Raw genomic sequence first — 26,402 nt, forward strand, 5'->3', positions numbered from 1 at the left:
TAGATAGATACCACTTTATTTTATATTTTTAAGGAATTATGATGCAAACAGCACTTAGCGGCGATGTTCAACGTAAATTGCAATGGTCTTTACTCTCTTTACGTCTAGGCGTGTTTTTGGTGTTGCTAGTGTGGACAGTGGATAAGTTTGTTAATCCTGGTCATAGCATGAAGATATTTGAAAAATTCTATGGCATTGGTGGCATGAGTGACGTCGCAGCGTATATTTTGGGTGCACTACAATTATTATTGGTGTTTGCGTTTGTACTTGGGATTAAAAAACGGATCACTTATGGGGTGATCTTTCTCATGCACGGTGCTTCAACGTTATCGGCATTCAATCAATATTTTGATGCCTTTAATAATTTATTATTCTTTGCTGCATGGCCAATGTGGGCGGCGTGTTTCGCTTTGTATATGTTAAGAGAGCAAGATACCAAATTTACCGTAAAATAAGTTCCTAAATTACCTCAACTCGAGTTAAATCGTTTTATCGATATAAAAAGGCTGGCTAAATATTATTAGCCAGCCTTATTTATTGGGACACTCTGGAATTAAACGTTGAACTCCCCGCAAGATTAAACGTTAAAGTGCTTGGATCGATTAAGCTTTAAAGTAGCTGGAATTAGGCATTATTTAGCCTCACGATTACGAATAACCAAAAAGCTAAATAACACTACAATTACCATTTGTGTGGTTAACCCTTGCCACGTTGAGGCTATGCCTAACCAGCTAATCGACACATCAACAGGGAAAGGTGTCAGGTTAATGATGGCAGCTTCTTGTAACGCTGAAATCCCTTTTCCTGCCAAGATAAACGCTAAAATAAGCATGAAGTAAGAGCTGACGGCAAAAAAGCGTGCCAAGGGTAATTTCACCGAATATCGCATCATTAACCAAGCAATAACAGCCAAAATGGCCATGCCAGTTAACAAACCGTAGGCCAAATAAGTGACCTGCTCATTACTGCTGGCGGATCCAATGGCTTGTGTCAGTAACGATTGATAGAATAAAATGGTTTCAAATACTTCTCGATATACCGAAATAAAGGCCAATCCAGTCAGTCCCCATAAGGTTCCGGTGTTTAAATGACGATCGACATTCTTTTTAAGGTAACTTTGCCATTTTGAACCTTGAGTTTTACTGTGCATCCAATAGCCTACATAAAACAGTACTAACGCGGCTAACAGTGCTGCACCACCTTCCATTACCTCCCGAGATGCACCGCTAATGCTGATGAGGTTATCTGCCGCCCACCAGGTTAATACGCCAGCGGCTAATGCAGATATCCAACCAAAATGAACAAATTTAATAGCGTCATGACGTTCGGTTTTGATTAACACTGTCATTAAGGCAATGATCACCAATAGGGCTTCTAAGCCTTCGCGTAACAGGATAATTAACGCCGCCGAAAACATAGCGTTATTTGATAGTGATTGTCCGGTTAAGACAGTGTCGGCTTGATTGAGCTGTGTCAGTATGCTGCTCAACTGTTGATTTACCAGCGTGTTTTGACCTGTTGTTTTCAATAAGTTTCTAAAATTAAGCAGCTTGGTTTCGATTGATTTACGCAGACCACTGTCGTGAGCATCTAAATTGTTTTCAATTAATTCAAAACCATCTAAGTAAGCACTTACCGCCAAGGTTTGTGCTTGTGCTAATTCATTAGCTTGATAGGCTTTTACTGCTGCCTGCAAGTTTGTGCGCGTTACCGAAATAGGTGACTCTGCATGTTGGAATAGCAACTCAGGTTGTGAGCGTAATCGTTCTAGTTGACTGCGATCAATGCCGACATTTTGCTGAAGTAATTGTGTTGGATTACTATTGACCCATTGTTGTAATTCAATATTAGCATCTTGCTTAATGTGCTTCGTTGTGACAGCCGTTGGCTCAAAAGCTAAGCTGCCAACATAGAAAGTCAGAGACCAACGCTGTTGATCATTTAACTCACTAAAAGCACGCATAGCACTGCCATCTAAGCCATCAGAAATCGCATCAAAAAGTCCCAATAACGAACGATTTAATGCCCGTTCTTGGTCAGTAAAATTAGTCGGCTGAGGTGATAAGGATTTAGCGAGTGGCCCATTCCCTTGGCCTAAATCACCATGACAGCTTGAGCAATTTTCAATAAACAGTTGCTTAACATTATCTTTGGCTATCAGCTGTGATGGCAGTACTAAGGCGGGAGACTGGCTTAGTAACTGTTTGCGAATTTTTTGACTAAACTGTTGAATAACATCCAGTGATGATTTGTCTGCTATGGCTTGTTGTAATTGAAGTGCATCTGTCATTAACGAATTTGGCTTATCATTAGCGAGCAGGCTGGTTTTTTCTATGATGATACTGGCGAATTGCTGCATTTCAGCAAACTCATCGGCATTATTAATTTCTCCTGCGCTGATGGCTTCAGAATAATCCACACCAATGTATTCCGCTAATTGGAGAATTTGTCGTGTTTGTTTTAGGCGATCTTGAGATGTCTCTGGTGATATCTCTTGTGACGTGACTGCCGGACTTTGCGCCCATAATGAGGTTGAAAACACCGAACTAATGACAATTAGTAGGCACTTATTGAAGACTGAAGATGTAAGCTGTTGTCGCCATAACGTGATGCTGCTTAAGAAAGTATTCAAGGTATTGCCTTAATAGGAATGAAAGAATTATTCTGTAAACTAATTGAATAAATGATAATGATTAGCATTCTACTTTCTTGTTGGCGGCTTATCAATCATTCTGAAACTGTGCTGGTGAGGGCGGTTAGTGGCAACAAGGGTTATCTGCGAGATTATTGTGGATAGAAAATAATTTAATAATCAGTTTTTGGTTATTATTTATTTTTGAAACAGTGGGTTATGTTTTTTATGGGTGGGTGAGGTGATTCGCTTTGTGACGGATTGATAAACCGTAGTCAGTATCCATTATCACTGTTTAGTATAAGTAACCTCTACTTGAGATAATAACCGCTGATTAAATAGGCCTTTGTTCTGCTGTCGGCATTGACTAAAATAGACACCTAATTTTGCAGCTTGTTAGCAAAACGAATGACATGGTTGATATGACTATCCTGAACATATTTGACCGTTACCTAGTTTCCCTAGCTTTTATTGTGAGTTGAGATTAACTAGAATCAACAAGGCTATTATTATTTTTGAGCTACATCTGATATGTTTACATTATTGATTTTTATGTTTTTTTTGATAAAAAAGAGCGCTATTATGACGAGTTACACTATGGCAGGTAAATGATGAAAAACCCCATAAGCGTTACGTTGTATGAAGACCTTCGCCTGATTGACATAGGCATGGAATTATTCATTGAGATTCATTTTGCCAATGGTAAAACCGTGCAATCACGTTCGAGCATGATTGGATATCAACTGGAGCGTTTTATCTTGATTGAGTATCCAAATAAAGGTTTTTCTGAGGCTTATCAGTACATGCTAGCTAACGCTGAAATTGTTGTCAGAGCGATAACTAATAGTGGCTTTAAAGACATTATTGCTTTTAAGTCGACCATATTATCTGTGGTAAATCATCCGATTAAAATGTTGTGTCTTAGTGTGCCCAAAGCCATCACCAAGAAAAAGGTCAGAGATCAGCCCAGAGTCAATATAGAGCAAGCCGTGTTTGTTATTCACAACGAGAGTAAAGTTAGCGCTACCATGGTTGATTTTTCATTTTCGGGTTGTTTACTGACATTAGATGCTAACGCCGTGAGTATTGAGCAGGGCGAGCAAATGCATGTGGCTATTTCGATTAATACTGATCTTTCTGGCATCTTAACTGGCAGTGCGGTTAAAATTCAACATGTCGACGGTAAACTGCATGTTGGGATTAAATTCTCAGATGAACATCCTGAGTTAACCGACAATATTTTCAGTTATTGTTTGGTGAATTCGACCAAAAAATCGTGATCTAAAATGAGTCATTTTTGCAAAAAAAAGATGAAAAAAAGCGCATCAGAAGATGCGCAAAATTCACAAGCAAACACGTTATGGCGACTTTTATTATCAAGCTAACTTATTAACTTGTTAACCTTTGAACGCTACCCTTTAGCCCATTGCAGGCTAGAGGTTAGTAAGTCGTTAATTTAAATAATTTAAAATACCTAATGCAGCGTCTCGGCCTTCAGCTATTGCTGTAACAACTAAGTCAGAACCCCGCACCATATCACCACCGGCAAACACTTTAGCATTCGTGGTTTGGAAAGGATTATCATCTGTTTTATTAGCTTTAACTAATCCCCATTCGTTGGTTTCGATACCAAACTCACTAAACCAAGATGCAGGACTCGCTTGGAAGCCAAAGGCAATGATCAGCGCATCGGTTGCTAATACTTGCTCACTACCTGCAATGATTTCAGCGCGTTGACGTCCGCTGGCATCAGCTTCGCCCATTTTGGTTTCAACGCACTCAATACCGACCACATGACCATTTTCAGCTTTAATTGCCACAGGTTGACGATTAAATAAGAAATTGACCCCTTCTTCGCGGGCATTTTTTACTTCACGACGTGAACCGGGCATGTTGGCTTCGTCACGACGATAAGCACATGTGACACTTTTAGCACCTTGGCGCACTGCGGTACGTAAACAATCCATCGCAGTATCACCGCCGCCCAATACAACCACATTTTTACCTTCAAGGCTTAAATACGGTGTAGCGTCGTCTTGAGTGCCCATAATATGATGCGTATTACCGACAAGATATGGCAGCGCTTGGATCACGCCTTGCGCTTCTTCATTGGGCAGTTTCGCTTTCATGGCTGTGTAGGTACCCATACCAAGAAAGACAGAATCGTATTCGTCTAATAGACTCTGAAAGCTCACATCTTTACCAACGGTAATCCCCAATTTAAATTTAATCCCCATGCCTTCAAGTACTGAACGGCGAGTCGCCATAACCTCTTTATCAAGCTTAAAAGAAGGGATGCCATAAGTAAGCAACCCCCCAATTTGAGGATATTTATCATATACCACTGCTTGCACGCCATTGCGAGCCAACACATCAGCACAACCAAGACCTGCAGGACCGGCTCCAATAATGGCAACACGCTCTGTGCGTGGTGTCACCTTGGTCATGTCGGGGCGCCATCCTTGCGAGATAGCGGTATCGGTAATGTATTTTTCAACACTACCAATAGTGACAGCACCAAAGTCATCGTTTAAGGTACAGGCACCTTCACATAAACGGTCTTGTGGACACACTCGTCCACAAATTTCTGGCAGAGTATTGGTCTCATGTACCAAGTCTGCCGCTTCCATAATGCGACCTTCTTCTGCCAGTTTTAACCAGTTTGGAATGTAGTTATGCAGTGGGCATTTCCATTCACAATAAGGGTTACCACAGTCAAGACAACGGTCTGCTTGTTGCTTGACTTCAGGTTGCGTATACGGCTGATAAATTTCAATAAATTGTGTAGCACGTTTTTTTGCTTCATGTTTAATGGGGTCTACTCGACCCACTTCGATAAATTGAAAGTCATTGCTCATAATGTTACCCCGCCTTTACCACTAATTCCGGACTCTTCTGCTCAATTTTTAGCAGGTCGGCAACGGCAATATTCTTTGGTTTTACTAATACAAAACAATCCAACCAGTTTTCAAAATCACTTAATATCAGATTGGCATGCTCACTGCCTGTTTCAGCATAATGAGTTTCAATTAACGATTTTAAGTGTTGTTGGTGGATTTTTGATTCTATTTTATGAGTGTCGACCATTTCGGTGTTAACCCGGCGATTAAAACGACCAAATTGGTCGAATACATAGGCAAATCCGCCTGTCATCCCCGCGCCGAAGTTGACCCCCGTTTTACCTAAGATAACCACGATACCGCTAGTCATGTATTCGCAGCAATTATCACCAGAGCCTTCAACAACCGCGATGGCACCAGAATTACGAACCGCGAAACGCTCACCCGCTTGTCCCGCTGCAAACAATTTACCGCCCGTAGCACCATACAAACAAGTGTTGCCCATGATGGCGCTGCGTTCACTTTGGAACGGGCTACCAATAGGGGGGTGAATTACGATCTTACCGCCAGACATCCCTTTGCCAACATAGTCATTGGCATCGCCGCAGAGCTTAAGTTCAAGGCCTGGACTGTTCCACACGCCGAAGCTTTGACCTGCGCTACCACTAAAGGCAAGTGTTAACGGCTGTTTTGCCCCTGCCACGCCTACGGTAGTTGCAATATAGCCTGACAATGTTGCACCCACTGAACGATCGGTATTATTGATTTGATATTGACAAGAGAAAGGCTCTCCAGTATCAACCGCTTTACGACAATCTGCTAATAGGGTTTGGTTTAACTGACCTACGTCTGACGGTGGGTTAGTTTCTTTCCAAGTGAGTGACGAGTTTGGCTGCACTTTAGGTTTATATAAAATCGGCGCTAAATCTAAACCTCGTTGCTTATCTGTTTGACCTTCGAGCGTATATAACCAGTCACTACGTCCGATCAGATCGTCAAATTGTGTCACGCCTAATGCCGCCATCCATTCACGCACTTCTTGAGCCACAAACTCAAAGTAGGTCATCACACGTTCCGGTAAACCGTGGAAATGGTTTTCACGTAAGTTTTTATTTTGGGTTGCCACACCGGTTGCACAGTTATTGAGGTGACAAATACGTAAGTATTTACACCCTAACGCAATCATTGGCACCGTACCAAAACCAAAGCTTTCTGCCCCAAGTAAAGCGGCTTTAATCACGTCGGTACCCGTTTTTAAGCCACCATCAACTTGCAGACGAATTTTATGACGTAAGCCATTTTCTACCAGCGACTGATGCACTTCAGCTAAGCCTAGTTCCCAAGGTGACCCGGCATACTTAACCGAGGTAATTGGACTTGCGCCAGTACCGCCGTCGTAACCGGATATGGTGATCATATCGGCATAGGCTTTGGCGACACCCGTTGCAATGGTGCCAACACCCGGTTCAGAAACCAGCTTGACCGACACTAAGGCTTTTGGATTGATTTGTTTTAAATCGAAAATCAGCTGGGCTAAATCTTCAATTGAATAAATATCGTGGTGTGGCGGTGGTGAAATTAACGTTACGCCAGGACGAGCATGACGCAGCCCTGCAATTTCAACACTGACTTTATGACCAGGCAGCTGACCACCTTCACCAGGTTTAGCCCCTTGGGCCACTTTAATTTGCAGCACATCAGCGTTAACAAGATAGTGTGCTGTTACCCCAAATCGGCCAGATGCAATTTGTTTAATGGCAGAGTTACGCTCGCTATTGAAACGACGCGCATCTTCGCCACCTTCACCAGAGTTTGAGCGTCCACCAAGACGATTCATCGCAACGGCTAAGGCTTCATGAGCTTCAGGGCTTAAGGCACCAATACTCATGGCGGCACTGTCAAAGCGAGAGTAGAGCTTTTCAGCTCCTTCAACGGTGTCTTGTTCCACAGCGTCAAGTTGACCTTTGATGCCAATTAAGTCACGTAACGTTGCCACTGGGCGGTCATCAACTAAGTGAGTAAACTTTTTATACTCAGCATAGTTTTTGTCTTTAAGTGATGCTTGTAGGGTATTGACTACGTCTGGATTAAAACAGTGGTATTCACCGCCTTCAACATACTTTAGCAACCCACCTTGAGGTAACGGCATATGCGCGCGATACGCAGCAGTATGAAGTATCTTTTGGTCATCGGCGATATGGGTAAAGGTGACGCCTTCAATACGGCTAATGACGCCTTTAAAGCATAATTCAATGACATCACTGGCTAAACCCACGGCTTCAAATTGTTGACTACAACGGTATGACCCCACAGTGCTGATACCCATTTTAGACATGATTTTACGTAAGCCTTTTTCAATGCCAAAACGGAAGTTAAGCAATAAAGGCGTTACATCTTCTACTTGACGTGATTTCGCCATTGCAGAGATAGATTCATAGGCAAGGTAAGGGTAGATAGCTGTCGCGCCAAAACCTAGCAGCACCGCAAAGTGATGCGGGTCACGGGCAGATGCCGTTTCAACAATAATGTTGGTGTCGCAGCGTAAACTTTTATCCACTAAACGTGTCTGCACAGAACCCACAGCCATAGCGGCAGGGATGACTTGTGCATTTTCCGCTACTGCACGATCAGACAAGACTAATAATGTTGTGCCACTGCGCGCTAGGCGTTCTGCCTCATCCGTTATACGACGGATCGCCTGCTCTAGGGTTTCGTGGGTATCATAGTTTAAATCAACCATATTAGCGCGATAGTTGGTGCTATCTAAGCCAAGCAGTTGATTAAAGTCACTGAATAATAAAATCGGCGAATTAAACATCACTCGGTAAGCGTTGCCAGTGGTTTCGCTAAATAGATTTTGCTCGCGGCCTACACAAGTGGCTAATGACATCACGTGTTTTTCACGTAATGGGTCAATTGGTGGGTTGGTGACTTGAGCAAATTTCTGACGGAAATAATCATACAATGAACGCGATTTTTTCGACAATACTGCCATGGGAGTATCATCACCCATTGAGCCGACGGCTTCTTCACCTTTACTGGCGAGTACCCAAATAACTTGCTCTAATTCTTCACGAGTAAAACCAAACTGTTTTTGGTATTGCAGCAGTGTTTTAGCATCAAAGCCACTTGAACCTTGTTTGCTGGGAGGCATTTGCTCAGCAGGGATTAAAGTCTGACTATTTTTAGCCATCCATTCTTTATAAGGATGACGACGTTTTAAGTCGTTATCAATTTCAAAAGAGTGGTGCAAATGACCGTTCAAGGTGTCTAATACTAATAATTCACCCGGCCCAACACGGCCTTTTTCAATCACTTCATCGGCTGCGTAATCCCAAATGCCGACTTCAGAGGCTAAGGTTAAGATACGATCCTTGGTTATAACGTAACGAGAAGGGCGTAAGCCGTTGCGATCAACCGCACAGGCAGCATGACGACCATTAGTCATTACAATGCCAGCAGGGCCGTCCCACGGCTCCATGTGCATTGAGTTAAAATCATAGAAAGCTTTTAACTCGTCGTCCATCTCTGGGTTTGATTGCCATGCTGGTGGAATAAGTAAACGCATAGCTCGGTATAAATCCATCCCTCCTGATAACAGCATTTCGAGCATATTATCTAAAGAAGAGGAGTCTGAACCGGTTTCGTTAACAAAGGGTGCCGCTTGTTGTAAATCGGGCAATAAAGGCGAATTAAACTTATAGGCACGCGCTCTAGCCCATTGACGATTACCGGTAATGGTATTGATTTCACCGTTATGGGCAAGATATCGAAATGGTTGGGCTAATGGCCACTTGGGATGTGTGTTGGTTGAAAAGCGCTGGTGAAATAAACAAATGGCACTTTTCAAACGTATGTCTGCTAAGTCTGTGTAAAATGACGGCAGATCGGCTGGCATCATTAACCCTTTATAGACAATCACTTGCCCAGAAAGACTGGCAACGTAAAAGTCTTCATCATCAGTGATTTGCTGTTCAAGTCGGCGACGCGCCATGTACAAGCGACGTTCAAGATCTTTTTCCCGCCAGCCAACTGGCGCGTTGATCAATACTTGATAAATCTGTGGCAAGCTTTCCCGACCAATCTCCCCCAAAACATCAGGATTAATCGGAACTTTACGCCAACCAGCGACACTTAACGTTTCTCGTTGTAGTTCTTTTTCTAAGATAAGTTTGGCTTCATCAGCGCGTTGTTTATCTTGGCTGAGAAATAGCATACCCACGGCAAACTTTCGGCTCAAATGCCAATCATTTTCTGCCGCAATAGCTTTAAAAAAACCTGTAGGCATTTGCATTAATAGACCACAGCCATCACCTGTGCGTCCGTCCGCTGCAATACCACCACGATGCTTCATTCGATCGAGACCATGAATCGCAGTACGCACAATGCGGTGACTCGCGTCACCATCCATTTGTGCAATTAAACCAAATCCGCAATTGTCACGCTCAAAACTGGGATGATACAAGCTCATACAAAAACCCCCTAAACCTCTACTAGATACGACTCGGGGTAAATTCAAAGAATATCCATAGATATGCACCCGAACCATTCAAAATAAACTGAGATTGAATAAAGGTCAAACCAAAAAAATGCAACAAACTGAAATATAATTACTCATAAAACGTAATACCCTACCAACCTTACGTTAACGTAAACTGTGAGATATCACCTATAACCTTATGAATAAAAAGAATTTTAGAAAATGATAAAATGATCAGCTACTTTTTTGCAACAACAACAAAGAAGTGTTTTTGAAACAAAAAGAGTGAATTTTATTTCAAACACAGTCTTTGAGTAAAAAATTATTCTAAATGACTAAATATTCATATCGAGTGTTTTGTAAGTTGATTAAATGGTGTTAACTGTTTTTAGCGTTAGCGCACAAGTTTACTGCCAGCGCCAATAGATAAACTATTTTATTGATTTAGCACCAAGACAGGTGTGTATCGGTTGACTAAACTGGCGAACTTTAAAGTAATGTTGAGAGTAAATTTTGGGTTTAGATGACTACGTTAATACATTTGGTTTACATTGCAAGCAACGTTATGGCCAACGCATAAAAAAATTAACTATAGATGCCCAATTTACTTGTCCTAATCGAGATGGCACCTTAGGCGTAGGCGGTTGTACTTTTTGTAATGTGGCTTCATTTAGCGGAGAACAAGACAGTGCTCAACCCATTGCAGTGCAATTATCCGAAGGAAAAATACGTGCCCAGTCAGCCAAAAAAAGTGTGCTTCCCACTGAAGTAGCCCCAGCGTCGACAGCAAAATATATTGCTTATTTTCAGGCCTATACCAGCACTTACGATGAGTACAAAGTACTCAAGCAAAAATATGATCAAGCCGTTGAAGATACCGATATTGTCGGGCTTCATATTGGTACTCGTCCTGACTGTGTGCCTAATGAAGTACTTGATTTATTGGTTGAGTATCAACAACGAGGCATCGAGGTGTGGCTGGAGCTTGGTTTACAAACGGCCAATAATCAGACCTTAAAGCGGATTAATCGTGGCCATCAATTATGCCAATACCGTCAAACCGTTAAAAAGGCTCGTGCTAGAGGGATTAAAGTGTGCACCCATCTGATACTAGGCCTCCCAGGAGAAACTTCCGTGGACTACTTTAATAGCTTACAAACCGTATTAGGGATAGGTGTTGATGGGCTAAAACTGCACCCACTACATATTGTAGAAGGCAGTATTATGGCAAAACAATGGCGTTATAATCCCATGCCATTGATCGGTCTGGACGAGTATGCTTCAGAGGTCGCAAAACTGATCCGTCACACCCCAAAAGACATTATCTTCCATCGCGTGACCGCTTATGCAAAAAAACCAATGTTGCTTGCGCCTGATTGGTGTGCTTTTCGTTGGGATGGTCTTGTTGCGATTGTTAATGAGTTACGAGACTTTGGCGGCCAAGGTAGCGCTTTAATGTGTAGCCAAAGTAAAACGGTTTAGTGTTAGAGATATCGATAGATTGGTCGTGAGTCAGCTGAATACGATCAAAATAAAGGTCGGTTTTTATGACGTAATACAAGGGTGGTAACGATTATTTACTCATTATTGAATAAAACATTACCAATATGAGGTATTTTTAAACATTGGTAATACCAGTTGATCAGTTGTGTTAGTAAAATGTAATATTTATAATTAAATCGCAGCTAAATATTGGCAAGCCTTGCATAGGGTATTTTACTCGGTATCATATTTAAAATTCTAGAAAGTTATATTATTGATAGAGGTGCCTTTATGGCCACAACGCAGTTAGACTCAATATTGGATCTCAATACGCTTGAGCAATATATCAGTGCCATTGGTGCTGGAACGTTATTGAAAAGCGTAGTGTTATTCGAGCAGCTAATGCCTGAATATGTCAGTAGCCTAGTGAAAGCTGGCGATGCAAATGATAAAGATACGTTATGTGCAGAAGCCCATAAATTTAAAGGCGCTGCGGGATCTGTTGGCCTTAAACGCATTCAGCAATTCTCACAGTTATTACAGCACGGTGAAGAAACCCAATGGGACACTGAGCATAAAGTATGGCTTGCTGTAATTGTTGACCACGCCGCTGAAGATTTACAGCAATTGAAAGCCTATTTAGAAGCAAAAGCGTAATTGTCCGTTATGTAGGTAGCATAATGGATAGATATTAACCTCCATTAGTGCCTAAAAGCGCTTTTTTGAAATGCCTCTTATTAAAGAGGCATTTTTTATGGGCGTCTATTGACTATTACACATAGACGTCTTGTTATTTCGCCCGTTTTAATTCACTATTTGAATTAAAATAGATAAGGGCAATCGTTTATATGAAAAATCTTCCAAGCCTCAAAAACCTTTATTACTTGGTTCATTTACACCAAGAACAGAATTTTAATCGCGCAGCCAAAATGTGTTTTGTCAGTCAATCTACACTATCTAGCGGCATTCAAAATCTTGAAGAGCAACTGGGTTATCAGTTAATTGAACGCGACCATAAATCGTTTATGTTTACCGCCATCGGTGAACAGGTGGTGGAACGTGCTCGAAGTATTTTAACTAATGTTGATGATTTAGTAGAATTGGTTAAAAATCAAGGTGAACCTATGACCGGTGAGGTCCGCTTAGGGTGTATTCCGACTATCGCACCTTTTTTACTCAGTCGAGTGGTCAAGTTATGTCAGCAAGACTACCCTAAACTCAGTTTGTTATTAAAAGAAGACACAACTGAACGCTTATTAGGAGCGTTAGCAAAAGGGGAGTTAGATCTATTGATACTCGCTTTACCTGTCGACACAAGTGGTTTTCACAGCATGAAAGTCGGTATCGATCCATTTAAAATAGTAATGCATAAAGAGGTATCGCAACAATTTTTGCAACCGATTGATTATCAAAAAATGCCCGATGAAAGTATTTTTTTACTGCAAGCAGAACATTGTATTACCGGACACGCGATAACGGCTTGTCAGCTTGGTAATAGCGCTAAAATCAATCCATTTGCTGCCACGAGTTTGCACACTTTAGTGCAGATGGTAAACAGCAAACTGGGGACCACTTTTTTACCGCAAATGGCAATTGATACCGGGATTTTAACCGACACAGATCTTGTCGCAATGGATCCACCGGGTGAGGCACCCTATCGTGAGATTGGATTGGTTTGGCGACAAACGACTAGCCGGATTTCAACGTTTAGAACCTTAGGCCTAGCGATACAGCAAAAACTGCTCGCACAATCATTACCGAACAAACATTAACTAGGGTTGAGACATGGGATAAGTCGATAACAAAAGGTTTATTTACAGTCTCAATATCACACTGGCCAGTTGTTTTACTAACAAGGCGCACCCAGGGGTTAAAAGCCCCATCAACGGATATCTTTTACCCATAAGTCTATGCACAGAGCAGGGCTAAGAGCATTTGATAACCGTTTATTATGCCAAGTTGAGGTTAATTAACCTCAACGCGAGGGGATAGGTGGTGAATGTTATCGACATCAGCACAGTGGCAAGTCTTGTTTAGCAAACTTTCATTGTCTGCAAACAAGGTGCATTAACAAGCGTCTGTCGGTATAAGTGATTGCAGTAACCTAAACTCTCTTCACGCAACCTTGGGCCGTTTGATAACTGTTTATTATGCCGAGTTGAGGTTAATTAACCTCTATGTAAGGTGATAGGTGGGAAAATGTTAGCAACATCAGCACAGTGGTAGGTCTTGTTTAGCAAACTGTCATTGTCTGCAAACAAGGTGCATTAACAAGCGTCTGTCGGTTATAAGTGATGGCGGTAACGTAACCCTATTTACACAAGCTTAGGCCGTTTGATAACCGTTCAATGTCGCGAGTTGAGATTAACTCACCTTAACGAGGGGGATTGGACTGTATCGGGGCAACACCATAGACTTGAGTAGGAAGTTGCTTACCTTTAAGTATTATTGGGCCTAAGTCAGTGAGCTTATATTTGCTGTTTTGTTGCTCAAGCCGATGCACCACATCTCCTGATAACAACATCCTTTGACCTAATGGATTACATTGATCTTGTAGCCGCGCCAAGGTATTAAGGACATCACTAAAAAAGCTAATTTCTTGTTTATGTACGCCAACCACCGCGGCTACCACTTGACCACAATGTGCAGCAGATTTGAATTTAGGCACAAACCCATATTGCTGTTCAAAATACTGTCTTTGCCACTGTAACTGCTGACAAAACTCAAAATAGATATTCATGCACCTATCTTGTTTAATGCCTTGTTCTAACGGCCAGTGAATTAATACGGCATCGCCCATATAGCGGTAAATTTCAGCTTCATTATCTGTCACCGTGTCCGCGAGCAAACTGAAGCTATCTTGAATTAAACGACTAAAACGATAATCACCTAAGGTCTCTGCGTGGGCCGTGGATGACACCATATCAATAAATAAGAACAATTGTTGCTCGTAACGTGGTTTGTGGTATTTACCCAAGCCAATATTAAGTAATACTTTGGGGCCAACCAAGAGTGACATTTGTTCAATAAAAGCTAATCCGACCCGCACCACGACAAGATACACCACTAACGCCTGAAACGATGGGCTGTAAATAATGTGGACGGTGATCATTTGCCGTAACGTTAACATGTGGTTTTCAATCGCCCACATATTTAAAAACTGAGTGACATAGGCCAATGTGGTCGCGCCGAGTAGTAAAAATAACCCTTTAAACACGACGGAGAACAGATAAGGTAGGCGGCTGATGGCGCTAAAGTCTGCAATTAAATTCGACATCCAATGCAAACTGCCAAATATAAACCCCATAAATATTGCTAGTGTGGCTAAATCAGCGTTACCAATAGCCCATTCGGGCAACTGCGATGACTGTGAGTAGCGAAAAAAAACGAAAGAAGCCATTGCTACACACCAGGCAAAAATAGCGAACAATAATTTTTGAGTTTGACGGCGTGCTTTCACGGAGTATGTGGTTGCCTAAATGACCTAGTATATAAGGGTGGTAGTCTATAGAAGTTTTACTTACATGTGATAGTTTATTTGTGATTTAGATCAATAGAAGTGAAAAAATAAGTGCTCTAACGCAATCTTTTTCCAATATTGCTAACAATACCAAGGATTGTTATCGCAACAGATTATGAAAATGCATTGGTTAAAATCTGTTGAGTAAAATCAATTTTGAGATAAAACCCTCGGGGGTTTGATAATTGAATACTGCCGTCTTCGGCGATGCTTTCGGTGAGTATTTGACTATTAGCTGCTTTTGGACGTAATTGAAGTACTTCACCCTGACGCGCGGTAATTTTATCAACCTGACCTAGCGCAATGAGCTCCATTATCTCTTCCCAATCTTGTTGTAATTGTTTGGCTTGTTTAGTGTTGGGTTGCCACAGTATGGGGGTACCTATACGACGATCTCCCACCGGAATGCTTCGCTCCCCTTCAACCGGTATCCATAAAACCCGCTGCAGTTTATGATAAACCACACTGTTTTCCCAGGTCATACCCTGAATGTTTGTCAGTGGTGCGACTGTGACATAAGTGGTTTCAAGTGGTTTGCCTTTATGACCGATAGGGATTGTTTTGAGTTCAACCCCTAAATGGAGAAAGTCTTGCTCAGGTTTTGATCCCGCGAGCGCCCCTAATTCAGATTCAATAAGTTGGCCCACCCAACCTTTATCTCGGCGTAAATCCACCGGCACCAATATACGATTATCGGCTGCGATGTCAGCTAAACGAATACCTGCCATGTTGTGCGCTCTTTCCATTAATTCGCTAAGATTTAAGGGCGATGATTTAGCCATGAATGAGTCTTTGCCTCTGGGTAAATGGATTAGTCGACAATCAAAATCAACAGGTTATGCTATCAAGTAATATTCATCGATACCAAGTTTAGTTAATGTATAAAAAGGTCATAAATTTATACAAGGTTATTAATTTATAATAAGTTTAGTGAATTATCCACGAGCAGGTTATAAAGTAAACTATTATTGGTCACTTCAAACAGCTTGATTGAATTTAGTTCCAAGTTACTGTTTAATATTATATTTTTAATGTGTCGTTGTTTTTTTAATATACTTGTCCCGAGTTACACTCATTTTCCCCCTGTATTTCACACATACTTATCCACAGATTTAATGGATAACTGTCATAAAATGTGTCTTTAACTGATTAAAAACACCAAGTCAACGCAATAAAATGGCTTTTTAAGGGGTTTAATTTAAAATAAGCCTTGTTATTTGTGTATAACTTAAGTTGCTAAATGAGTGATTACCTATCTTAATTAGGCTTGTATGTTTTTTGTACGATAGTGGCGATCGGATATTTTGATAGTTTGTAAATATTTATAAATCATTGTTAATATAGTTTTATTTATAGTTATGTGCTGTTTTTCTTAAAAAAATCTCAATGGTTTTTTACCCTGTTATCAAGCCTCACTAAAGTTTCGAACAGAGATATCCACAGATTTTGTGGATAATCCACAGAGTGGCTTTAATCAATTGTTGATAATTCTGACTTATTAACATTGTTATTCAATTATCCACAGTAAATAGAGGTTTGCCGATAGGCATGCTTTGTGAAACAATCAGACGATATAAAAATTGCTATTTTCGGAGTCCATGTGATTGATAGCGACGGCTTTCGCGCAAATGTGGGCATCATTATCTGTAATAAATTTGGACAAGTTATGTGGGCCAGACGTTTTGGTCAGCATTCATGGCAGTTTCCACAAGGTGGGTTAGATGATGGCGAGTCACCAGAAGAAGCCATGTATCGAGAGCTTTACGAAGAAGTGGGACTCAGACCTGAACATGTTCAAATTCTAATGTCCACTCGTTCTTGGTTACGATATCGTTTACCTAAGCGTTTGGTTCGCCAAGAAAGCAAACCTGTTTGCATTGGCCAAAAACAGAAATGGTTTTTACTACAATTGAAAGGTCACGATAATACCATTAACTTGAATTCTTCTGGTCATCCTGAGTTTGATGATTGGCGTTGGGTCAGTTATTGGTATCCTGTTCGTCAGGTAGTGTCTTTTAAACGCGACGTATATAGAAAAGTAATGAAAGAGTTCGCATCGACGACATTAGCGCTACAAACGCGCGAGTTTAGTAAAAAACGAAGCAAACAACGGAGTTAACTGATTTCAAAGAGGATTGGAACAGTGTTAAATATGCTCAGGGATATCACTCAAGCTGTTGCCAGAGCAAGCAGCCTTGAAAGTGCATTAAATATATTAGTGTCACAAACTCGATTAGCAATGGAGACCCATTGCTGTTCTATTTATATCCTTGAAAAACAAAATCTTGTCTTATCGGCCACTGAAGGGTTACAACAATCTGCTGTGGGCAGAGTCAGCATGCCAATATCAGAAGGCTTAGTCGGCTTAGTTGCAGAACGTGAAGAAGCTATCAATCTCGCTGATGCACGTATTCATCCTCGTTTTAAATTATTTCCCGAAGCAGCAGAAGAAGAATATCGCGCATTTTTGGCTGTGCCGATTATTTTTCAAAAACAGCTTGTCGGCGTTATTGTCGTACAGCAACCTGAAGCCCGTCAGTTCAGTGAAAGCGAAGAAGCATTTTTAATGACCTTAGCCGCTCAACTCGCAGTGATTGTGCGCAGTTTGAAGCACAAAGCGTCAAATACCAGTGTACAACAACAAGTTGTTTTCAGTGGTATTAATGCATCTAGTGGTATTGCGATTGCTCATGGCCTGGTATTAGGTGGTGTTATTTCATTGGAACAAGCCGAGGTGGCTTGTGCCAATATTGATGTTGAGATTCAGCGCTTAAAGTCGGCTATGCAGCGTTGTAAAGACATCCTGTCGTCAATTTCGCAACGATTCGAACAAGAAAAATCGGCTGATGTTGCGTCTATTTTTACCGCATTTCAGTTACTGTTGGATGATTCTAGCCTTGGTGGCGAATATGCCCGTGAAGTCGCTTTAGGTTGGCAGGCTGAGTCTGCAGTAAGCCGGGTTTCATTACGCTATATCCAACAGTTTCTAGAGATGGAAGATCCTTATCTAAAAGAACGCGCAAGCGATATTCGCGAACTTGGGCAAAAGCTACTACGACAGCTTATAGAGCCAGGCAGGTTAGTATTAGAGCCTGAAAAACCGGTAATTTTAGTCGCCAAAGAGGTGGATGCCACTTTACTGGCTGAGTTTCCTCGTCAAAAGCTGGCGGGTATTGTTACTGAGCGTGGTGGCGTTAATGCCCATGCGGCCATTTTAGCGCGTGCGCTGGGTGTACCAGCCATTGTTGGTGTTGATGATGTTTTATCAGTAGATATTGATCAAAAGCTATTAGTTCTGAATGCCAATCGTGGTCAGTTATTGGTGTCGCCATCGCCTGCAGTGATTGAAGAGTACCAACTACTGATCGATGCAGATGTCGAAAAGCAAAAACAATTTTCTGCGGAGTTGAGTCTACCTTCTGTAACCACAGATGGTGAGCGGATACATTTATATCTCAATGCTGGACTATTGAGTGGTATTGATTCTGAAATCGCTGAATGTGCTGATGGTATTGGGCTGTATCGAACCGAAATCCCCTTTATGTTGCATCAACGCTTTCCAAGCGAAAGAGAGCAAATCAATGTATATCGTCAAGTATTAAGTGCAGCAGGTGATAGACCTGTTGTGATGCGTACTTTGGATGTAGGCGGCGATAAACCGTTGCCGTATTTTCCGATTAAAGAAGACAATCCGTTTTTAGGTTGGCGTGGTATTCGTTTATCTCTTGATCATCCTGAGTTATTTTTAGTGCAATTGCGTGCGATGTTGCAAGCCGCTGGCAATGGCAATCAATTGAAAATATTACTGCCAATGGTCAGTAATCTCGATGAAATAGATCAAACATTAAGTTATTTAGAGCAAGCGTTTACTGAACTAAACCAAGAATTAAATACCCGTTTGGTTAGGCCTCAAGTCGGCGTTATGCTTGAAGTACCCGCATTATTGTATCAGTTGCAAGATGTGGCGAAGCGGGTCGACTTCGTATCGGTTGGCAGTAACGATTTAACCCAATATTTACTGGCCGTCGATCGTAATAATCCTAGTGTGAGTTCACTATTTGATAGCTATCATCCTGGTATTCTTCGAGCCCTTAAACGAGCCGTCGATGAGTGTAAACAGTATGACTTGGATGTGAGTGTTTGTGGCGAACTTGCTGGTGAGCCTTATGGTGCATTACTTTTGGTGGCAATGGGTTATAACAAACTCAGTATGAACCAGGGCAGCTTAGCCAGAATAAATTTTTTACTTAGACGAGTATCAAAACAAGAATTAACTGAGTTGTTGGAGTCTATTTTACAACAGTCAACGGGTAACCAGGTTCGAGGGTTATTAGCACATTTCTTGCGAAAACATGATTTATCAGATTTAGTTAACATAGATTAGTCATACGATTGGAGCGGGTTGGGAAATGCTTAGATGATCTTTCGTATGGTTGATAATATAGTCAAACGTCATTTTTAAGGATGTCATCGTGGATAGTTTGCTGCAGGTATTTTTAATTTGCCTTGTTTTAGGTTCCGTAGTGGGTTTTTTAGCTGGGTTGTTAGGTATTGGTGGCGGGTTAATTATTGTGCCTGCACTCTTGTACATTTTGCCCTCAGTCGGGATCGATTCGACACAAATCACTCATGTTGCTATCGCTACATCACTGGCATCAATTATTTTAACCTCAATGTCTTCAGCTGCTGCGCATCACAAACGCGGTAATATACCTTGGGAATTGTTTAAGCCTATTTTCCCTGGCATTGTTATTGGATCGTTAGCATCGGCATTTGTTTCTGAACAAATTGCATCGGATGATTTACAACAGACTTTCGCTATTTTTGTCGTGTTAATGGCAGCACAAATGGCGTTTCCGTTTAAAGTCAAAACAGGTGGCAGTCTGCCTAGTTTTGCCGTGTTATTAACCATCTCAACGGCGATCGCGTTAATTGCTGGCTTAATGGGCATTGGTGGTGGGGTATTACTGGTGCCATTCTTGAGCTATTGCGGTTTACAAATGCGCCAAGCTGTGGGGTTTTCATCGGCTACCGGAATGCTTATCGCGGTATCCGGTACCATTGGCTATATCATTGCGGGCTTTGATGTCCCCAATTTACCTGAGGGTTCGGTAGGGTTTATTTATCTACCGGCATTAATCGGGATTATTATTAGCTCAATGCTGTGTGCGCCTATGGGCGTAAAAGCGGCAAGCACTTGGCCAACACCAGTATTGAAAAAGATCTTTGCTGGTTTGTTAGTCGTAGTGGGATTGAAACTGTTATTGAGTTAACCTCAGTCAGGTTATAGACACGCCTTTGTTCAAGTATTTGAGCAAAGGCGTTTTTTTATTAATTAATAACGCCGTTATTACACCGCGAAAGGATACTTAATGGCGTCGTGATGCTCGTAACCTTCAACGCTAAAATCAGCTAAGGTCACCCAGGTTTCAATGTCTTTTAGGGTTTTAATCTTTGGATTAATTATCAACTTAGGAGAGGCAAAGGGCTCACGTTTAAGCTGAATATCCCGCATTGAGACAAGTTGATCTTCGTAAATATGAGCGTTAACAATTTTATGGTATGCCTTACCGGGCTTATGACCCGTTATTTGGGCCATTAAAGCCAACAATACATAGACTTGTACCATGTTGAAATTCAATCCTAGCGGGACATCACAGCTTCTCTGGGTACTATTGAGATACAGGGTATCACCGAGTAATGAAAAGTGATGCTCGTACATGCATGGACGCAAGCAACCTAGGTCAAATGCGCCTGGGTGAAAGAAGGTTAAAATCTCAGCGCGATTGTCTATGCCATTAGTTAAATCATCGACGATTTGTTGCAGTAAATCGACGTGGCCACCATCATGTTTTGGAAATGCACGTCCTAAAGCGCCATAAATGAGCCCCATATCGTCGGGCCCTTTGCGGTTTGGGTTATCTAGCCAAGCTTGGTTTAGATTGGCATTGGCATCCCATGTTTTAGTGCCTAATGCTCTAAAATCGGCAGCATTTTGATAACCGCGTAAATAACCAAGGACCTCTGCGATGGCCGATTTCCAGAAGCTTTTACGTGTGGTGACTAACGGAAATTGATTGTTTGCAACATCATAAACGAGATCTGCATTTATCACGGTTAAGCATTTTTTGTTAGTGCGAGCATTATTGACCCATTCGCCTTCATCGACAATACGCTGGCACAGATCTAGATATTGTTTCATGTATTTAAATCCTTTTCTCTTTTCGAGATTATACCCAAATGATGGTTAATTAACACGACCTAATCTGTAGATAACGCGTTAATCAGAATTAAGCATCACCATGTCAGCATTACTTACAATAAGACGGGAAACCGTCTTATTGCAGCTTGTTACCTCGGTAATTCCGAGGTAACATCAAGAAAGAATCGATTATTATTGTTTGAGTTTTCTCTATAGACTGAGCGATTGTTTTTTAGGAGTGTTATATGGAACGTACAATTAAAAACTTCTTAAGCCAAGAGTCTGCTGGTGGCATTTTATTAATGATCGCAGTGGCATTGGCGATGATTTTCGCCAATTCACCTTTAGCTGACGTATATCAAGGTTTCTTAGGCACAGAAGTACAGCTTCGAGTAGGTGATCTTGACATCGATAAGCCACTTTTACTGTGGATTAACGATGGCTTGATGGCATTATTCTTTTTATTAATCGGCTTAGAAGTGAAGCGCGAACTACTTGAAGGGGCGTTGTCGAGTGTGGCAAAGGCATCCTTACCCGGCATTGCTGCTATCGGTGGCATGGTATTTCCGGCATTATTTTACTTGGCATTTAACTACTCTAACCCCGATACTCAGATCGGATGGGCTATTCCTGCTGCCACAGATATCGCCTTTGCTCTAGGTATTATGGCATTACTTGGCAGCCGAGTTCCGGTGGCGTTAAAAGTGTTTTTGTTGGCGCTGGCAATTATTGATGATCTCGGGGTGATTGTGATTATTGCGCTGTTTTACAGTACTGATTTATCCATGCTAAGTTTGATTATTGCCGCGGTGTCGATTGTGCTTATGATCGCACTGAACAGAAAAGGGGTCAGTTCGATCCTGCCTTACGGTTTACTTGGTTTTATTTTATGGGTTGCGGTATTGAAATCTGGAGTACATGCGACATTGGCCGGCGTAATTATTGCGTTTTGTATTCCACTTCGTGCTAAAGATGGTTCATCTCCTTCTGAGTCGCTAGAGCATAGCTTACACCCATGGAGCACCTTTATGATCCTGCCTGTGTTTGCTTTTGCTAATGCTGGTTTGTCATTAACGAATATGTCATTGAGTTCATTTGCGGAACCTATTACGCTAGGGATCATCATTGGTCTGTTGTTAGGTAAGCCTGCTGGGGTGCTTTTATTTAGTTATTTAGCGGTAAAACTGAAACTCGCTGAGTTACCTCCGGGAATTGGCTGGAGACACATTACGCCTGTTGCCGTTATGTGTGGGATCGGATTTACCATGTCGGTGTTTATTGCTTCCTTAGCATTTGAACATTCACCTGCTGCATTTGGTGACTATGCAAGGTTAGGGATTTTAACTGGGTCATTATTTGCGGCGGTGATTGGTTATTTTTGGTTGGCTAAGGTACTGCCTAAAAAGGAGAGTTATCATGAAAAAAGTGACTGTAATATCGGGTCTGTTTGTGACCATGATGTCGATGCCAACATTGGCTGATTCATTTAACGTGTGTCAGCAATCACCAGAATCATTAACCTGTCAAAGTTATCTTGAAGGTGTGGTTGATGGGGCATTAATGTATCGCAATGATGCGACCGCAAATCGAATTGATCCCAATGATTATGCCTCCAGAGCATTAAAGTTTCGGGCAGGGAAACGTTATCAAAAAGCGTATTTAAATTATTGTTCCAGCCATGTTCCGGTGAAGTCAGAAATCGTTTCGGCATTAGCGGAACAAGTCTCACTGAACAATGTTACTAACAGTGACGAACTGGAGTCAGTGATTAACAGCTTATTAGATTGTCGCCCTAGCCAACAGTAAGGTTTATGTATTGAACAATACGCCGCATAGACACTGCGTATTGTTCAATATTATTTTTAATCAATCATATTTGGTTGTAGTGATTTTGTTAGGTTATTTATTACTATGCAGCATTTAAATTATAACCATTTATATTATTTTTGGATGGTGCAAAAGAAAGGCTCTGTGACTAAAGCCGCTGAAGTATTATGCCTTGCTCCTCAGACGATTACGGGTCAGATACGCTCATTGGAACAAAGATTGAAAGGGGCGGTTTTTAAACGTGTAGGACGTAACTTGGAGGCCACTGAACTGGGCGAGTTAGTCTTTCGTTATGCCGATAAGATGTTTAGCCTTAGCTATGAAATGCTCGATATCCTTAATTATCAAAAAGATAATTCATTGTTGTTCGAGGTAGGGATTGCTGATGCATTGTCTAAGGCCTTAGTGAGTCGAGTGTTGTTAACCGTTATTCCTAACGATGGTTCGGTAAATTTAGCGTGTTATGAATCAACTCACGATAGCCTTATTGAGCGTTTACGTGAGCATAAACTGGATATGATTTTATCGGATTGTGCTGGCGCTTCATTGAAGTTTCCTGAGATTTTGTCGAAAAAACTAGGTGAGTGCGGTGTGAGCTTCTTCTCTGCTGAACCTATCTCATTACCGTTTCCTGATTGTCTTGAACAGCGAAAATTACTGATCCCGGGTAAACGAACGTCATTGGGACAACAATTACATGGTTGGTTCGCCGAAAAAAATCTTAATGTGAGTATTTTAGGCGAGTTTGACGATGCAGAAATGATGAAAGCTTTCGGTTATTTTAATCGAGGTATTTTTGTTGCGCCGTCTATTTATCGTCATGATATACTGTCACAAGGTATGGTATTACTTGGTGAAACAACCGATATAAAAGAAGAATACCATGTGATGTTCGCCGAGCGAATGATCCAACATCCGGCGGTAAAGTCATTGCTGGCAACGGATTTTAGTGATCTATTTGCTGGACGAGATCAGTCCATAAAAGATTTAGGCAACCGTATAACTAGCTTGTGATATTGACATCAGGAGATTTGTGTTGGAATTAATGAATATAGCGCGTGTACGCTGGGCATGTCGTCGCGGAATGTTAGAATTAGATGTGTTGCTTCAACCTTTTATTGAAGCCCAATATGAAGCAATGACAGACGAAAATAAAAATACTTTTATTCGTTTATTAGAATGTGAAGATCCTGAATTATTTGCTTGGTTTATGGGGCATGAACAATGCCAAGATCCACTGCTAGCTGATATGATAGTCAAAGTCCGTGGAAGAGCAGCACCTTAACCCGCCGATTGACTCCTTGCTCAACACGAGCACTCAAATGCAACAATTTGCGTTGAGTGCTTCGTTTTTACAGCGTGGGGCGTTAATCGTCTCATTAGCGGTTGTGTTAAGCAGTTTTTTAGCTTGGCCCAGTTATCCCTCCCTGATATACCAAATTATCCAAACGTTACTTTTTATTGCCACAATACTGATTTTCATTTTCGAATGGCGCAGAGTGTCTCGCTGGCGTTGCTTGTTGTCTCTGGGCAACAAACAGGCTGGCACCTTATTATATGGTGTTGAGGGTCAATCGGATAACGTCAAGCTTTGTAAAAAACCGTTTATTAGCCCATTACTGTGCATCATTTTTTTGCAGTACACTAAAACCGAAGAGCGTCGGCTATTGCTGGTGTGGAGTGATATGGTAGACGACACAGCATATCGTACTCTGTGTCGCCTGTTATTGAGCCAATAATTGAGCCATTCAGACTGGTTTAATCTTGATAGTGTTTAACGGCTTGGCTGCAATATTGTCGGTTTAGGATTATCGATTTGATCAGGATAATCTGCGTTATAATGTAGGCCTCGACTTTCTTTTCGCTCCATTGCACATCGAATAATCAACTCCGCGACTTGGACTAAATTACGCAGTTCTAATAGATTATTGCTGACTCGGAAGTTTGAATAATATTCTTCAATTTCTTGCTGAAGCATCAAACATCTTCTTAGTGCCCGCTCTAAACGTTTGTCTGTGCGCACTATGCCAACGTAATCCCACATAAAGAGCCGCAGCTCGTGCCAGTTATGGGCAATAACCACTTCTTCATCAGAGTTAGTCACCTGACTTTCATCCCACATCGGTATTGGACTAGGCATAGGAATCTTATGTAACAGACCTTCGATATCTTGTGATGCTGCACGGGCAAAGACTAAACACTCCAGTAATGAATTACTCGCCAGTCTATTGGCACCATGTAAGCCGGTGTAAGCCACCTCACCAATGGCATATAAGCCATTAATATCAGTTTGACCATGAAGATCCGTCATTACGCCGCCGCAGGTATAGTGTGCCGCTGGCACGGCAGGAATAGGATCTTTGGTAATATCGATTCCGAATGTTAGACAACGCTGATGGATGGTCGGGAAGTGCTTAATGATAAAGTCCGCCGGTTTGTGGCTTATGTCTAAATAGACACAGTCAGATCCTAAGCGTTTCATTTCATAATCAATGGCGCGGGCGACAATATCGCGAGGGGCGAGTTCACCTCGTTCGTCAAAGTCAGGCATAAAACGACTGCCATCAGGGCGACGTAAATACGCACCTTCACCGCGTAACGCTTCTGATAATAGGAAGTTTCGGGCGTTGGGGTGAAATAAACATGTCGGATGGAATTGATTAAATTCCATATTGGCGATGCGGCAACCCGCACGCCAGGCCATCGCAATACCATCACCGCTGGCAATATCGGGGTTAGAGGTGTATTGGTACACTTTTGAGCTGCCGCCAGTTGCTAACGCAACAAATTTTGCTCTGATGGTTTCAACATGTTCTTCATCACGATTCCATACATAAGCACCAAGCACCCTGTTACCTGGGCGAGCCAATTTGCGCGTGGTAATTAAGTCAATCGCATTGTAACGTTCTAGTACTTGTATGTTTGGGTGATCGATAGCTTGTTGTTGTAATGTAATTTGCACCGCTTTACCGGTGGCATCAGCAGCATGTAAAATGCGCCGGTGGCTATGTCCACCTTCACGGGTCAAGTGATAATGGGCTGTGCTATCGTCACCGGTAACGGTTTCTTCTTTATCAAATGCGACACCACAATTAATTAACCATTCCATTGCACTTTTTGCGTTTTCTGCGGTGTATGTCACTACAGATTTGTCGCATAATCCAGCTCCAGCGATTAAGGTGTCGTTTACATGTGATTCAATTGTGTCATCTTCATCAAAAACAGATGCAATTCCACCTTGGGCGTACAAGGTTGACCCTTCTGATAGTGGGCCTTTAGAAAGAAGAATTACTTTTGATTTTTCAGCAAGATGTAGTGCTAAAGTTAGTCCTGCAGCGCCGCTGCCGATGACCAAAATGTCAGATTGGTGTTCAACTGCTTGTTTCATCAGGTATCATGATATGGTTTAGTGGTTTGAT

General features: G+C 41.7%; 20 protein-coding genes. 13 read left to right on the top strand and 7 right to left on the bottom strand.

Going from position 1 to position 26,402, the window contains the following annotated elements; all coding sequences use genetic code 11:
• Positions 1–41 precede the first annotated feature (41 nt).
• Positions 42–455 (top strand): hypothetical protein, encoded by a 414-nt coding sequence (locus EGC80_RS10160; protein WP_101034513.1) that lies wholly within the window; start codon positions 42–44, stop codon positions 453–455.
• A 176-nt stretch (positions 456–631) separates the two neighbouring features.
• On the opposite strand, the gene EGC80_RS10165 is transcribed toward EGC80_RS10160, so the two are convergent.
• Positions 632–2,632: a cytochrome c/FTR1 family iron permease gene (locus EGC80_RS10165; protein ID WP_233768629.1), complete on the bottom strand. Its 2,001-nt coding sequence runs from the start codon at positions 2,630–2,632 to the stop codon at positions 632–634.
• Positions 2,633–3,300: 668 nt separating this feature from the next.
• Here EGC80_RS10165 and EGC80_RS10170 point away from each other — a divergent pair.
• Entirely contained in the window at positions 3,301–3,912 is a 612-nt protein-coding gene (locus EGC80_RS10170; protein ID WP_164839448.1) for a flagellar brake protein, read from the top strand.
• A gap of 171 nt (positions 3,913–4,083) precedes the next feature.
• Here the strand turns inward: EGC80_RS10170 and EGC80_RS10175 are convergent, their stop codons facing one another.
• The gene (locus EGC80_RS10175; RefSeq protein WP_124012249.1) at positions 4,084–5,490 is read right to left on the bottom strand and encodes an FAD-dependent oxidoreductase; all 1,407 of its coding nucleotides are present in this window, start codon (positions 5,488–5,490) and stop codon (positions 4,084–4,086) included.
• 4 nt (positions 5,491–5,494) lie between these two features.
• Positions 5,495–9,943 carry a glutamate synthase large subunit gene (gene gltB, locus EGC80_RS10180; protein WP_101034516.1) on the bottom strand — a complete coding sequence of 1,483 codons (4,449 nt, stop codon included), beginning with the start codon at positions 9,941–9,943 and terminating at the stop codon, positions 5,495–5,497.
• 522 nt (positions 9,944–10,465) lie between these two features.
• Here gltB and EGC80_RS10185 point away from each other — a divergent pair.
• The 3 genes from EGC80_RS10185 to oxyR all read left to right on the top strand — a co-directional run bounded on the left by EGC80_RS10185 (position 10,466) and on the right by oxyR (position 13,206).
• Complete coding sequence (locus EGC80_RS10185) at positions 10,466–11,434, top strand: TIGR01212 family radical SAM protein (protein WP_124012248.1); 969 nt, start codon at positions 10,466–10,468, stop codon at positions 11,432–11,434.
• 291 nt (positions 11,435–11,725) lie between these two features.
• Complete coding sequence (locus tag EGC80_RS10190) at positions 11,726–12,091, top strand: Hpt domain-containing protein (protein ID WP_124012247.1); 366 nt, start codon at positions 11,726–11,728, stop codon at positions 12,089–12,091.
• A gap of 191 nt (positions 12,092–12,282) precedes the next feature.
• Complete coding sequence (gene oxyR / locus EGC80_RS10195; RefSeq protein ID WP_101034519.1) at positions 12,283–13,206, top strand: hydrogen peroxide-inducible genes transcriptional activator OxyR; 924 nt, start codon at positions 12,283–12,285, stop codon at positions 13,204–13,206.
• 602 nt (positions 13,207–13,808) lie between these two features.
• Here oxyR and EGC80_RS10200 read toward each other — a convergent pair.
• Positions 13,809–14,834 carry an adenylate/guanylate cyclase domain-containing protein gene (locus EGC80_RS10200; protein ID WP_232772184.1) on the bottom strand — a complete coding sequence of 342 codons (1,026 nt, stop codon included), beginning with the start codon at positions 14,832–14,834 and terminating at the stop codon, positions 13,809–13,811.
• A 233-nt stretch (positions 14,835–15,067) separates the two neighbouring features.
• Entirely contained in the window at positions 15,068–15,736 is a 669-nt protein-coding gene (mutH, locus tag EGC80_RS10205) for a DNA mismatch repair endonuclease MutH (RefSeq protein ID WP_124012246.1), read from the bottom strand.
• A gap of 818 nt (positions 15,737–16,554) precedes the next feature.
• Here mutH and rppH point away from each other — a divergent pair.
• The 3 genes from rppH to EGC80_RS10220 all read left to right on the top strand — a co-directional run bounded on the left by rppH (position 16,555) and on the right by EGC80_RS10220 (position 20,227).
• Positions 16,555–17,073 (top strand): RNA pyrophosphohydrolase, encoded by a 519-nt coding sequence (rppH, locus tag EGC80_RS10210; protein WP_101034833.1) that lies wholly within the window; start codon positions 16,555–16,557, stop codon positions 17,071–17,073.
• Between the two features lie 24 nt (positions 17,074–17,097).
• Positions 17,098–19,338 carry a phosphoenolpyruvate--protein phosphotransferase gene (gene ptsP / locus EGC80_RS10215; RefSeq protein WP_124012245.1) on the top strand — a complete coding sequence of 747 codons (2,241 nt, stop codon included), beginning with the start codon at positions 17,098–17,100 and terminating at the stop codon, positions 19,336–19,338.
• A gap of 88 nt (positions 19,339–19,426) precedes the next feature.
• Positions 19,427–20,227: a sulfite exporter TauE/SafE family protein gene (locus tag EGC80_RS10220; RefSeq protein WP_124012244.1), complete on the top strand. Its 801-nt coding sequence runs from the start codon at positions 19,427–19,429 to the stop codon at positions 20,225–20,227.
• 77 nt (positions 20,228–20,304) lie between these two features.
• Here EGC80_RS10220 and EGC80_RS10225 read toward each other — a convergent pair whose 3' ends face one another.
• Positions 20,305–21,156, bottom strand: a complete 852-nt coding sequence (locus EGC80_RS10225; RefSeq protein WP_101034524.1) for a thymidylate synthase — start codon at positions 21,154–21,156, stop codon at positions 20,305–20,307.
• 245 nt (positions 21,157–21,401) lie between these two features.
• On the opposite strand from EGC80_RS10225, the gene nhaA reads away from it, so the two are divergent.
• The 5 genes from nhaA (at position 21,402) to EGC80_RS10250 (ending at position 24,722) form a co-directional block, all read left to right on the top strand.
• Positions 21,402–22,637, top strand: coding sequence for a Na+/H+ antiporter NhaA (gene nhaA, locus EGC80_RS10230; RefSeq protein ID WP_124012243.1), 1,236 nt, complete (start codon positions 21,402–21,404; stop codon positions 22,635–22,637).
• Positions 22,573–22,962 (top strand): hypothetical protein, encoded by a 390-nt coding sequence (locus EGC80_RS10235; protein WP_124012242.1) that lies wholly within the window; start codon positions 22,573–22,575, stop codon positions 22,960–22,962. The genes nhaA and EGC80_RS10235 overlap by 65 nt, the downstream gene beginning before the upstream one ends.
• A 105-nt stretch (positions 22,963–23,067) precedes the next feature.
• On the top strand, positions 23,068–23,997 hold the full coding sequence (gene nhaR, locus EGC80_RS10240; RefSeq protein ID WP_124012241.1) for a transcriptional activator NhaR: 930 nt from the start codon (positions 23,068–23,070) through the stop codon (positions 23,995–23,997).
• A 22-nt stretch (positions 23,998–24,019) separates the two neighbouring features.
• Positions 24,020–24,268, top strand: coding sequence for an FAD assembly factor SdhE (locus EGC80_RS10245; protein WP_101034528.1), 249 nt, complete (start codon positions 24,020–24,022; stop codon positions 24,266–24,268).
• Between the two features lie 37 nt (positions 24,269–24,305).
• Positions 24,306–24,722, top strand: a complete 417-nt coding sequence (locus tag EGC80_RS10250; RefSeq protein ID WP_124012240.1) for a protein YgfX — start codon at positions 24,306–24,308, stop codon at positions 24,720–24,722.
• Positions 24,723–24,757: 35 nt separating this feature from the next.
• Here the strand turns inward: EGC80_RS10250 and nadB are convergent, their stop codons facing one another.
• The gene (gene nadB / locus EGC80_RS10255) at positions 24,758–26,371 is read right to left on the bottom strand and encodes an L-aspartate oxidase (protein ID WP_124012239.1); all 1,614 of its coding nucleotides are present in this window, start codon (positions 26,369–26,371) and stop codon (positions 24,758–24,760) included.
• Positions 26,372–26,402 lie beyond the last annotated feature (31 nt).

This window comes from Shewanella psychromarinicola (assembly GCF_003855155.1).
Classification (GTDB): Bacteria; Pseudomonadota; Gammaproteobacteria; order Enterobacterales; family Shewanellaceae; genus Shewanella; species Shewanella psychromarinicola.

Bases quoted from the DNA above. Each gene is read 5' to 3' on its own strand.
- EGC80_RS10225 (WP_101034524.1), bottom strand. From the start codon at position 21,156: ATGAAACAATATCTAGATCTGTGCCAGCGTATTGTCGATGAAGGCGAA.
- EGC80_RS10190 (WP_124012247.1), top strand. From the start codon at position 11,726: ATGGCCACAACGCAGTTAGACTCAATATTGGATCTCAATACGCTTGAG.
- mutH (WP_124012246.1), bottom strand. From the start codon at position 15,736: ATGGCTAAATCATCGCCCTTAAATCTTAGCGAATTAATGGAAAGAGCG.
- EGC80_RS10170 (WP_164839448.1), top strand. From the start codon at position 3,301: ATGGAATTATTCATTGAGATTCATTTTGCCAATGGTAAAACCGTGCAA.
- oxyR (WP_101034519.1), top strand. From the start codon at position 12,283: ATGAAAAATCTTCCAAGCCTCAAAAACCTTTATTACTTGGTTCATTTA.
- EGC80_RS10235 (WP_124012242.1), top strand. From the start codon at position 22,573: ATGAAAAAAGTGACTGTAATATCGGGTCTGTTTGTGACCATGATGTCG.
- nhaR (WP_124012241.1), top strand. From the start codon at position 23,068: ATGCAGCATTTAAATTATAACCATTTATATTATTTTTGGATGGTGCAA.
- EGC80_RS10200 (WP_232772184.1), bottom strand. From the start codon at position 14,834: ATGGCTTCTTTCGTTTTTTTTCGCTACTCACAGTCATCGCAGTTGCCC.
- gltB (WP_101034516.1), bottom strand. From the start codon at position 9,943: ATGAGCTTGTATCATCCCAGTTTTGAGCGTGACAATTGCGGATTTGGT.
- nhaA (WP_124012243.1), top strand. From the start codon at position 21,402: ATGGAACGTACAATTAAAAACTTCTTAAGCCAAGAGTCTGCTGGTGGC.
- EGC80_RS10175 (WP_124012249.1), bottom strand. From the start codon at position 5,490: ATGAGCAATGACTTTCAATTTATCGAAGTGGGTCGAGTAGACCCCATT.
- nadB (WP_124012239.1), bottom strand. From the start codon at position 26,371: ATGAAACAAGCAGTTGAACACCAATCTGACATTTTGGTCATCGGCAGC.
- EGC80_RS10160 (WP_101034513.1), top strand. From the start codon at position 42: ATGCAAACAGCACTTAGCGGCGATGTTCAACGTAAATTGCAATGGTCT.
- EGC80_RS10250 (WP_124012240.1), top strand. From the start codon at position 24,306: ATGCAACAATTTGCGTTGAGTGCTTCGTTTTTACAGCGTGGGGCGTTA.